11 protein-coding genes and 1 other RNA gene are annotated in these 10,438 nt (G+C 45.1%); 1 reads left to right on the top strand and 11 read right to left on the bottom strand.

Annotated elements, in window-relative coordinates; genetic code table 11:
* Positions 1 to 240: 240 nt before the first annotated feature.
* The 6 genes from KB559_RS22210 to KB559_RS22185 form a co-directional block, all read right to left on the bottom strand.
* On the bottom strand, positions 241 to 834 hold the full coding sequence (locus KB559_RS22210) for an NADPH-dependent FMN reductase (protein WP_211025213.1): 594 nt from the start codon (positions 832 to 834) through the stop codon (positions 241 to 243).
* Positions 835 to 1,195: 361 nt separating this feature from the next.
* On the bottom strand, positions 1,196 to 1,801 hold the full coding sequence (locus KB559_RS22205) for a response regulator transcription factor (RefSeq protein ID WP_211025211.1): 606 nt from the start codon (positions 1,799 to 1,801) through the stop codon (positions 1,196 to 1,198).
* Positions 1,802 to 2,974, bottom strand: a complete 1,173-nt coding sequence (locus KB559_RS22200; protein ID WP_211025209.1) for a sensor histidine kinase — start codon at positions 2,972 to 2,974, stop codon at positions 1,802 to 1,804. It lies immediately after the preceding gene.
* The gene (locus KB559_RS22195) at positions 2,975 to 3,718 is read right to left on the bottom strand and encodes an ABC transporter permease (protein ID WP_211025207.1); all 744 of its coding nucleotides are present in this window, start codon (positions 3,716 to 3,718) and stop codon (positions 2,975 to 2,977) included. It abuts the gene before it with no gap.
* Positions 3,719 to 3,744: 26 nt separating this feature from the next.
* Positions 3,745 to 4,650 (bottom strand): ABC transporter ATP-binding protein, encoded by a 906-nt coding sequence (locus KB559_RS22190; RefSeq protein WP_211025205.1) that lies wholly within the window; start codon positions 4,648 to 4,650, stop codon positions 3,745 to 3,747.
* 429 nt (positions 4,651 to 5,079) lie between these two features.
* Positions 5,080 to 5,493 (bottom strand): HNH endonuclease, encoded by a 414-nt coding sequence (locus KB559_RS22185; RefSeq protein WP_244861715.1) that lies wholly within the window; start codon positions 5,491 to 5,493, stop codon positions 5,080 to 5,082.
* A gap of 330 nt (positions 5,494 to 5,823) precedes the next feature.
* Here KB559_RS22185 and KB559_RS22180 point away from each other — a divergent pair, with 330 nt between their 5' ends.
* Positions 5,824 to 6,411, top strand: a complete 588-nt coding sequence (locus KB559_RS22180; RefSeq protein ID WP_211025202.1) for a dihydrofolate reductase family protein — start codon at positions 5,824 to 5,826, stop codon at positions 6,409 to 6,411.
* Positions 6,412 to 6,606: 195 nt separating this feature from the next.
* On the opposite strand, the gene KB559_RS22175 is transcribed toward KB559_RS22180, so the two are convergent.
* From KB559_RS22175 to KB559_RS22155, 5 genes are all read right to left on the bottom strand, one after another.
* A complete protein-coding gene (locus KB559_RS22175) occupies positions 6,607 to 7,062 on the bottom strand; it encodes an AraC family transcriptional regulator (protein ID WP_211025200.1) in 456 nt (151 codons plus the stop codon).
* Positions 7,063 to 7,413: 351 nt separating this feature from the next.
* Positions 7,414 to 7,778, bottom strand: a transfer-messenger RNA (tmRNA) gene (ssrA, locus tag KB559_RS22170).
* 296 nt (positions 7,779 to 8,074) lie between these two features.
* Positions 8,075 to 8,554, bottom strand: coding sequence for an SsrA-binding protein SmpB (smpB, locus tag KB559_RS22165; RefSeq protein ID WP_211025198.1), 480 nt, complete (start codon positions 8,552 to 8,554; stop codon positions 8,075 to 8,077).
* A 119-nt stretch (positions 8,555 to 8,673) separates the two neighbouring features.
* Positions 8,674 to 9,483 (bottom strand): ABC transporter permease subunit, encoded by an 810-nt coding sequence (locus KB559_RS22160; protein ID WP_211025196.1) that lies wholly within the window; start codon positions 9,481 to 9,483, stop codon positions 8,674 to 8,676.
* Positions 9,480 to 10,388: an ABC transporter ATP-binding protein gene (locus KB559_RS22155; RefSeq protein WP_211025193.1), complete on the bottom strand. Its 909-nt coding sequence runs from the start codon at positions 10,386 to 10,388 to the stop codon at positions 9,480 to 9,482. The genes KB559_RS22160 and KB559_RS22155 overlap by 4 nt, the downstream gene beginning before the upstream one ends.
* Positions 10,389 to 10,438 lie beyond the last annotated feature (50 nt).

Below are 10,438 nucleotides of genomic sequence, written 5' to 3'. Positions count from 1 at the left end.
ACCTCTCCTTTTCGAATGGTTGCTCGACACTTCCATTTTACCAAGGATTGGTTTCTTTTTGTTTGATTTGAATGAAAAAAAAGGGGCGTCCCTCAGTCATCTAGGATGACTTTTGGGACAGCCCCTTCGGTATGGAAGCGAACTGTAGCTGAGCAAAGCTACAATTATTTCTTATCCAATTTGATTTTCCACTGGTAACCCCGCTCCAAGTCATTAGACAGGCCAGCTCGGAAAAATTCTTTATCTTAATGTTTTCAGAGCGCCGCTCCAAGCATTCACTTGATCGAGCATGGCATTGACGTTAGTAAGGTGCAGCTCATTCGGTTTGAAAACCGTGCCGTTCTCGAAGTCCGTAAACAAGGAAAGCGTCGGATGTACGCGTACGTCAGCTATCAATAACTCGCCCATGATCCCCCGCAGGTGTTCGGCTGCGCGAGCACCACCGGTCGATCCATAACTCACGATTCCCGCAGCTTTATTGTTCCATGCTTCCCGAGCAAAATCAAGCGCGTTCTTCAATGCGCCTGTAATGCTGTGGTTGTACTCTTGCACGATGAATACGAAGCCATCCAAGCTGGCAAGCTTTTGATTCCAAGCTGCGATCCCCGGTTCTGTGCCGTCGGTGGTACCCAAGAACGGCAATTTGTAATCGGAAATATCCACAATCTCATAATTTGCGTCTCCGCGGTTGTCTGCAATTTCCTTAACCCAATCTCCCACCTGCGGACTTACGCGACCTTCACGCGTGCTTCCCAAAATAATCCCGATATTCAGCTTTGTCATTGCGTTAGCCTCCCTGGTATTTTTTCCAAACCATTTTTCAAACAATCCCATTATCTCGCACCTCTTTGATGTCACGATACATAACTAACCATAATACAATTTATAACTTATATATACCTAATTACTTTACGTAAGTAATCATATTATATTAGTCTCCAATAGTCAATACAGTATCAGTAACAATTGCAAATTTAATGTATGAGAAAAACACCATCGATATGATGGTGTTTTTTACTTTATGGAGGCGAACCATAGCTGCGTAAAACCACAATTCGCCGGAGTGTACTGATTTGGTTAAGATACGCTAAATAATGAATCATAAAAAAAGAGAGCTTCTAAAGCTCTCTATGGGCTGGCTGAATCATTCCTTGAGTGGGATTATCCGGCTTACCTCCATACTTCGGAGTTCTTCTCAATCCAACCATCCCTTGCTGCGCGCGATATCAATCGCCTCGATCCGTGTATTCGCCCCAAGCTTCCCAATCGCCTCTGACATATAGTTCCGTACCGTTCCATAGGACAGAAACAGCTGTGCTCCAATATCTTGAAGAACTAAGCCTTGAGCGGCCAACTTCATGACTTCGCGCTCCCTGGGTGATAATGGACATGGATCATCCCATACAGCTAGCGACAATTCTGAATTGATGACACGTTTCCCATCATAGACCCGACGAATCGCATCTGCCAGCTCCTCGCTGCCCGTATCTTTAAGAAGATATCCATAAACCCCTGCCTGCATCGCCCGCTGGAAATATCCCGGACGGGCGAATGTCGTCAAGATGATTACACGAATAGCTAACTTATTTTTTTGAACCCATTCCGCAATATCTAACCCTGTCTTCAGTGGCATCTCAATATCCAGAACAGCTACATCTGGTTCATATTGCTGAATCATAGACATTACTTCTTCCCCATTTTCGGCTTGACCGACTACTTCAATATCATCTTCTAACGAGAGTAAAGTTGCTAGCGCTCCCCTTAATAACTTTTGATCTTCTGCCAAAACAATACGAATCATCTAAGCTCTACCTACCTTTTCATTTCGTATTACCCTAGGTATATGTAAGGTGACTTCAGTTCCCTTTCCTGGAGACGAAGACAACGACATACGTCCGTCGATCATAATCAACCGTTGCCGCAATCCGGCGAGACCATTACTGCTAGTATAGAATTGATCCTTATCTGCCCCAATACCATCATCACTTACAGATACACGGACTTCCCCTTCCTGAATGTCTAGATGAACGTTGCACTTTGTTGCTCGGCTATGTCGAACCACATTTGTAATCGTCTCGCGAAAACACATCGCCAAAATCGTCTCCTGCAAAGGTGTTAACGGAAGCGGATTGTTCACTAAAGCATCTTCCGTCCCTACATTAGAAGGTCTCAGATCTGAAATCGATTGATATTGAAAAAAAAGCGGTATGCCCGCAGCTGAACATAACGATACAGCATGCTTATATTCGTCAGCGAAATATGTAACTTTCATCTCCGTAACCAATTCACGCATTTGTTTCAAAGCTGCGCGTGCCGTTTCTCGTATTTCACGAGCCTCTTCTATCGCTCTCTCAGGATTACGATTGACCAATTTCTCAACGACTTCCCCTTTTAGTGCGATTAATGACAGCGTATGGCCCAATGTATCATGTAATTCACGTGCGATCCGCTGGCGCTCCTCCTGCTGTGCCATTCGTTCAGCAGTTTCTGCCCGCAGCCGCGCAGACTTCTGTTGAAAGCGAGTCGAAGTTCGAATAATATACGGCAGAATACAAATGCCAAACATAGGCACCAGCCCTATCCATACTAGGCTGCCCATCTCATCCAAGTAAGGAACAGCGATAAATCCCATAGCTACAGTGAAAACAATCGTTATAGAGAGCAATATCGGCAGCTTTTGTTTGCTCAGCGGAGCAGCTATCATAAAACCTATAAACGTATACATAGGGTGAAAAACAGCTGCTAAAATTAATAGTATAACCACCTGAACAATCAATATTGGCGTAGCCCATTTTGCATAAAAGTAGGATTGTCGAAACGATAGAACGAATATGCCTATCAGAACAAAGCCAAGCCACTGTATACTTGACGGCTCATAGAGTAAAAAGTACATAGGGATCAATAAATTTGATAACAAAAAATAAGGGGCGACTCCCTCCGATTTTGGAAAGAGGCGCCATTTCTCTCTATTCAATTAGACCGCATCCCGTCGATTATATATATAGATTGATAGTAGCATAAAGAAGAGACCGCATCCTGTCAAAATTAAGAAATCAATACTTGCTGGATTTTTTCCGGCGACCATATTCCATGCCCCACTTGCGTAACGGTGAGATGGAAGCCATTCCCCGACCGAGCCCATCCAACTTGGCAAAGTACTAAGCGGCATCCAAAGCCCCCCCACAATGGCAAGTCCCATCTGTAATACATTTCCGATGGCAACGGAGGTATTCGCATTTTTAAGCGTTCCTAACAATGCACCAAGCGCCAGAAAAGATATACTCCCAATCCATAACCATAATCCGCATAAAATCCATTGCCCGGCTGTCAATTGTATATCATGAACAAGGCCTGCAGATAAAAATATAACAACAATTACAATCAAGTGAACAGCCATTTGCGATACAATTTTGCTGCCAATCCAGGCTGCAGGAGATAGTGGAGTTAGCTTCAACAAGCGTACCCACCCGTCTTGATGCTCGAACGATAGACGGATACCAAATTGAGATACTGCTGTACCAATCAAACTGAATGCAGTCATCGACATTAATGAAAAGACACCCCAAGTTGTTGATTGAATCGATTTATCTACCCCATTCATACTTGCAAATAAAAAGTAGAAAGCAAGCGGCATCGCAATCGAGAAGAGTAAGAAAAATGGACTGCGGATAATTCGTATACTTTCTGCTTTGGTCTGGGCAACAAACATATGTATCATAGTTATTTTCCTCCTAAAAGTGTTTTTTATCGTAAAATCGTTGGTTTATGTGTAGCTGTAAGACTTAGGAATGTATCTTCTAAGCTGGCGGATTGGATATCAATATCTGAAATTCCCCATTCAGACTGCATCAGTGTAAATAACAGCACATCAGTCTCTTGAGCATACAGACGAATTCGCTCACCATTGCATTCTGCCTTTGCTACACCAGGTAATGTGAGCCATTCCTGCTCAGCTGGCGCGTTCGCCGCTCGAAATGAAATGGTTCTAAGTGCGGTTTGAGCCTTTAAACGTGCTGGAGTCCCTTCTGCAACAACCTGTCCACTGGCGATTACGGCGATATGATCTGCGACAGCATCAGCTTCCTCTAAATGATGTGTAGTTAAGAGCACAGTACGTCCGTCACTTGCCAGCGCTTGGATCGTGTCCCAAAAGCGACCACGAGCCTCAATATCCATTCCGACAGTTGGTTCATCAAGCAGAAGAAGCTCTGGATTTCCCGCCAAACTTTGGGCGAAGGCTAATCTGCGGCGTTGTCCTCCAGACAGGGAGGATGCGCGCCGTTTCTGATCCGCGTGGAGACCCGAAATGTCTAACAATCGTTCTAGCGACATCGGATTACGATAATAACTGCGGAACAATTGAAGCACTTCCTTGACCGTAAGTCCATCTGCTGCTTTAACATCCTGCAAAAGCGCTCCAACGCGTTGCCGTAATTCTTTTGTTCCAGACGGCACCCCCAAGACCCTGACTTCTCCTGATGTTGGCTTGATCATTCCTAGGATCATAGAAATGGTTGTTGTTTTGCCGGCCCCATTCGGTCCGAGCAATGCTGATATTTGACCTTTCTCAAACGATAGATTCATATGATCAACGGCACAGTAGTCGCCGAATTTCTTTACTAGATTTATACATTCAATCGCCTTTGTCATTTTGTACTAACCTCCGCTAATTTCTACTTTCGTTACTTGATGTCCTCATTATATTGAAAAAGCGCAAGAACCAATTAGTGTGGGTTGTCACAAGCCGGTTATGACAAATGTCAGAAAAATAGAAAGCAAAAAAAGAAGGACCTCTAGGCTCTTCTTCAGCATAGTTTGCATTTAACACTCTTTAATTGAGGTGTTTCGCTTTGCAACTTATAGCTAACGATTTTACATTTTTAATCGAACACAGCAAAAACCATGTGGTTGTGGTTTTCCCTGTTTAGAACGTGAGATGTTCGTTATAATGGCCTGCACCTTAGAATGGATACGAAAAAGCCGAAGATTTTACTGTAGATTTGGTTAATCATCAATTCAATCGTCAAAAACGACTGCAATCATTGAAGCTCATTAGATCATGATTCCCGAATTATAAATCTACGCTTTACTTACGTGTCCCTTTTTCATTAGACGATGTCTGTATTTAGCTATAAAGATACGCCAGTAGAGCTTCATAAGATTTGGAACAAAGTTCGTGTTTTCTTTGAGATAGGATAATGCAGAACGGTTTCCTCGTTTTGTATTGCATTCGCTGCATGAAGCGATCAGGTTATACGGAAGATCCGAGCCACCTTTGCTTGCAGGGATAATATGGTCCACTGTCGTGGCGTATCGTCCGCACCACAAACAAGTGTGATGATCTCGTTTCAGTGCGGCTTTTCGATAGTCCCGAAATAAGAACGGATTATAAAGTAGTTGGATCGTCTGCTCATCAATCCAGACAGCTCGTGATCGCTCAACTTCCCGCCAAGCCCGATGGGGCAAACATGGTGTTAGTTGTTGACCATCCATATTGAGTACCGTTATCAGTGGTACCTCTCCATCATGACTAGGATTCATCGATTTCACTCCATCTGTAAGACATGTTTTTTAGCCTTTAGTATTAATATAAAACAAAAACACCATCCTCATACGGATGGTGGAGCATCCTTACCTAAATACGAACTCTCGAACTCCCTGTTGCGGACAAGCACATATACCACGTCCAAAATTTCATTAAAACATAATTTTTTCCCGATTCGGGCTTCCTGCACAAATACACCGATAAATATCGTAATCTAATTTCGTCTAAATAATGAGAAACAAAATTACGATTATCAAAGTTAGAAAGGATGTTAGCTCATGCGTAAAATCATCCTCTTCATTCACAGTTCGATTAATGGAGTTGTCACTGGCGATCCAAGCGAGGACAAAACCAATTGGGCGGTCTGGAGAAATAGCGCCGGGATTGAGGAAGGTTCTCAGTATCTATTAAAAGTTTTCGAGGCAGCGGATACCATTTTGCTTGGCCGTGGAACCTACGAAGACCTCTCTAGAAAGTGGCCGAATACTCGAGGTTCAAGCTTGGGTGATAAGATAAACAACGCCCACAAATTCGTTGTAACAAGCACCCGCCCACACGAAAATCTAAAATGGGGAGAATTTCAAGCTCCAAAACAATTGACTGGCAGTAATATAGAAGAGCAAATTAAGGACCTGAAAATAAGTGACGGTGGCGACATTTTAATTTTCGGTAGTCCAACGCTCGTGCGATCACTTGCAAACGCAAATCTCATTGACGAATATCAGATAGTCATGCACCCGGTTGTGGTCAACGTAGGTGAGCATTTGTTTGACAATCTTAATGAGCAGAAGGAATTCCATCTCGTGGACGTCAAAACACTTAAGGTTGGTTCCCTCTTGGTAACCTACAGACCCGCTATAGCTTAGCTCAACCCGGCAGACCATTACTGTCAACACAAACAGTTACCCAGTTAATAATGTGCAATGGACCGTCAACCTATACAATAATTGATTCAACACAGTAGTTCCATATACGTCCCAAAAATGAAAAGACAGTTAAGCTTGAACGCCTAACTGTCTTTTCATTCGGTTCGCAAGATTTAAATTAGGATTTCCGTCCATTCATTGTCCAACTTTTATTCTTATCGGTGTAAAATAATCCATTTGGTTGTATCCCATTGCATCACGTGCTGATGGAGGTGTAATTATGTTTCCAAGCTCGGGTCGGGATCGGTCAATCTCAAAACCGTGAGATTCAATAAAAGCATGCACCGCCTTCATCTCTTCGGAATTTGACTGTTGATCAATTCCGGTTACAACAGCATAAAGACCGCCTTTAAAATCTATGATATCGAACTCTTCAGGAACGTTCATGCCTTCCTCATAAACATAAAGCCAGTGAAAGCCGCCCGATACTTGCCATTCTCCATCCCAGAACAGATAGTCTCGCGGGAAAGTAGTTCTTTGTTGGGAACTGAACCACTTGTCAAAGCGGTCGAACTTTTCTTCTCCAAACATTCCTATGCCAGAGGACACCATTTTACAGTTTTGAATCTCATAAACACGAACCGATTCCACCTTATCACCCCTTCATGAATATATAAAACACCACCCCTTATACAATTATAATCTGTCTCAAAGCCTCTTTTTCCACAACGAAGTAGTTCTCATTCTTTCAATCTATCATGTCCTATCAACATGCTTTTGCTTACGAGTGACGTTCTCTGATTTATGCATGGGATTAGTAAAAGCGACAAGCTGACCAGGTGGTAATGTGTTAATTAAAACTTAAGTGTACTCTACGCTAGAAAAGTCATGAATATTCAAAAATATGAGGACCATTCTAGCATCACCTCATATTAAATTAAATTAACTTTATAAAAAAAGCCACCAACCAAAATTTCTGGTTGGTGGCTTTTGTCTAACTCAGTATGGAGGCGAGGGGAGTCGAACCCCTGTCCGAAGGCAACGCCACATAGGCTTCTACGGGTGTAGTGACAGTTTTGATGTCACCCTAGAGACTCCCTGTCACCGGATTCCCTTCGGGTCAGCCTGATTATCTTCTTCCGAAAGGCCCCAGGCGGAGACCGATCGGCGTATCCCACTAAAGTTGGGCCCTAGTCTCGGCACATGGGCGATGCAGAGGTAGAGCTAGCTCACAGGTTATTAAGCTGCGAAAGCTAAGTTGTTGTTTTGTTTGCCGTTTAATAGGCTTTAGCGTTGATAAAGCGGACGCGTCCCCACTACCCGCTACCCATGCTCGATCTACCCCCGTCGAATCCATAAACGCCCCCGCATAAAAGGTTCCTGCGGTCAGCCGTCCCGGATAATCGGTCGGTCAGCATCAAGCAAAGGAGCTAAAACAATCTTGCTTGCCTCAATCTTGTGTATCCTAGACTGAAGCTTGCTGCATTGCTGCATCTTACTTTACTTTTATATAACCAGCTATACGCTGCTTACATCACTTAGTATACCATATTGTATAGAAAGTTGCTTCGTAACTTACTGGTAAGCTTGGCAAAAGAACACTTTGTCCTCTGCTGTATCTTGCCATTTTGATTATGCCCTGCCTTACCTACTGTCTGCTCTCTTACCGCGCGACCTTCTGCTTCTCCCGCAGCACGCGCTGGATGTCACGCTGAGCATCGCGTTTGGCGGCAGTTTCACGTTTGTCGTACTGCTTCTTCCCTTTTCCGAGGCCAAGGAGCAGCTTCGCGTAGCCGTTCTTGATGTAGATCTTCAGCGGCACGATCGAGTAGCCTTCCTGCTTGGACAAGCCGAGCAGCTTGTTGATCTGAGCTTTGTGCATCAGCAGCTTGCGTGTCCGGGTCGGGTCCAGCGGATTGAACCGGTTGCCCTGCTCGAACGGACTGACATGCATGTTGTGGATATGGATTTCTCCATTTCGGATCGTCGCAAAAGCGTCCCCGATATTCACCCGTGCGTTCCGGATCGATTTGATCTCGGTGCCGGTGAGCACCATGCCCGCTTCGAAAGTATCCTCGATGAAATAGTCATGGGAAGCTTTTTTATTCTGGGCTAGTACCTTGCCGTCATTCTTCTTCGCCATGTTCATCCTCCTCATCCTTAGCATGAATCGCTCGCATTATTACTTACCCACTACTGGCACTGGCATACCAGACCTTAATTGTATCAACTCCCCGGCCCAAAATCAAGAAAACCCCTGAATCACAGGGGCAGATCCCGCTTTCTAAATAACAATACCGCAAGCCCAAACGACACCAGTCCGATCACGGCTAGAATCGTAAAGCTGAGGCCCAGATTGACGTTGCCATTAATGATTTCCCCCGGTTGATATAAGGAAAAAATCGAGAAGCTCCGCATCCACTCGGTTTTGTCGCTAAACTTCCCCACCAGATCCAAGCTAAAAAAACCAAAAGTGATGAATCCGGAAATGCCGAGCGCCTTTTTTTCATCATTAGAAAGAGAAGAGACCAGGAATGCAATCCCGCCAACCGCAAAAAACAAAAGGAACGCACCCACATTCATCTCAATAAACCGGGAGGTATTAAACTCGTAATCTCCGGCCAAAAACCAGGCGTTGCCTGCAAAACCCGCCAGCGTCGTCACTCCCATGATCAGAAACAGTCCGGTCACCAGCACGAGCGCCTGCGTCAAAGCGACCTTTGCCCGCGTCGTCGGAGTCGACAACAGATAAGCCATGGAGCCTTGATCAACAAGCTTAGCCACGAGCTGCGTAGACAACTGAACACATACGATCGCAAGCAGCAAGATAAGAATCAGTCCGTAATACTCCCCGGAGATAAAAGCCTCCGCCGTCCCGAACCCGCTCAGCCCAAACGCGCGCCCCACCCCTTCCGGCATGGCGTCCACCAGTACGTCGATGGCGTCGACATTTTTGCCGATGCTGGGATAAAGCCAGAATATTAGCAAAATATAAAAAGCGGATCCGAACGCGTAATTCATAAAAGTCTTCATATGGACCTTCATCATTTGTCTAAACAAAATCGCATTCATTGAACGATCCCCTTCCGGTCATAATAATTCATGAAGATATCCTCCAGGTTTTGCGTGAAAATATCGATATTTCGCACCCGGTATTTTGCCGTCTCCGCCACGAACCTATCGTAATTGCCCTGCACCGCTACCCGAACCCGGTACCCTCCGCCATCGGGGGAAGCCGGCGAAGTTTCCGTCTGCAAACCGGACGTGTTCACGAACGCCTGCATTTCCGCCTCCTGCTCGAACGTCACCTCAAACAGCTTGCGCTGCATCGATTGCAGCTCGTGGATATTTTTTACCGCGATAATGACCCCGTCTTTGATGATCGCCGCCCGGTCGCAGGTCCGCTCGATTTCCGGAAAACTGTGTGAGGACATCAGGAACGTGGTGCCGCGTTCTTTTTCCGCCAAAACGATTTCTATAAACACCTTCTGCATTAACGGATCGAGGCCGGACGTCGGTTCATCCAAAATAATCACCTGGGGCTCGTGCATGAATGCCGCGACAATCCCGACCTTTTGTTTCATACCCTTGGACATTTTGCGGATCGGCGTGTTCACGTCGAATTGCAGCAAATCGATCAGATGGTTCCGCTTCGAAAGATCTTTAACCCCTTGCATACGGCCCATGAAATCGAGGAACGATTTTCCCGTCATCCCGTCAAAAAAGGCAATCTCCCCAGGCAAATACCCGACTAAGGCCTGCACCTTACCCTGATCCCGCCACGTGTCCAGTCCATTGATCGTCACCGTACCTTTGTCCGGCTTCATGAAGCCCATAATATGGCGGATCGTCGTCGACTTCCCCGCGCCGTTAGGACCGAGAAAGCCAAACACCTCGCCCTGCTTCACCGAAAAAGAGACATCGAATATCCCTTTTCCGCCCGGAAATGTCTTCGATAAATGCTCTACATTTAACATGCCGATCTCCCTCCAAGGAATAAAGAAATGAAATATTATGAACGATATAT

The sequence above is a fragment of the Paenibacillus sp. Marseille-P2973 genome (assembly GCF_018101095.1).
GTDB lineage: Bacteria > Bacillota > Bacilli > Paenibacillales > Paenibacillaceae > Fontibacillus > Fontibacillus vini.
Note: the sequence above shows the minus strand (reverse complement) of the source record. Positions and strands in the feature narration are given on the sequence as shown.

What these genes read in the sequence shown, in the direction of transcription:
- KB559_RS22190 (WP_211025205.1), bottom strand. Translation starts at nt 4,650, where the DNA reads ATGACAAAGGCGATTGAATGTATAAATCTAGTAAAGAAATTCGGCGAC.
- smpB (WP_211025198.1), bottom strand. Translation starts at nt 8,554, where the DNA reads ATGGCGAAGAAGAATGACGGCAAGGTACTAGCCCAGAATAAAAAAGCT.
- KB559_RS22205 (WP_211025211.1), bottom strand. Translation starts at nt 1,801, where the DNA reads ATGATTCGTATTGTTTTGGCAGAAGATCAAAAGTTATTAAGGGGAGCG.
- KB559_RS22195 (WP_211025207.1), bottom strand. Translation starts at nt 3,718, where the DNA reads ATGATACATATGTTTGTTGCCCAGACCAAAGCAGAAAGTATACGAATT.
- KB559_RS22185 (WP_244861715.1), bottom strand. Translation starts at nt 5,493, where the DNA reads ATGGATGGTCAACAACTAACACCATGTTTGCCCCATCGGGCTTGGCGG.
- KB559_RS22180 (WP_211025202.1), top strand. Translation starts at nt 5,824, where the DNA reads ATGCGTAAAATCATCCTCTTCATTCACAGTTCGATTAATGGAGTTGTC.
- KB559_RS22210 (WP_211025213.1), bottom strand. Translation starts at nt 834, where the DNA reads ATGGGATTGTTTGAAAAATGGTTTGGAAAAAATACCAGGGAGGCTAAC.
- KB559_RS22155 (WP_211025193.1), bottom strand. Translation starts at nt 10,388, where the DNA reads ATGTTAAATGTAGAGCATTTATCGAAGACATTTCCGGGCGGAAAAGGG.
- KB559_RS22160 (WP_211025196.1), bottom strand. Translation starts at nt 9,483, where the DNA reads ATGAATGCGATTTTGTTTAGACAAATGATGAAGGTCCATATGAAGACT.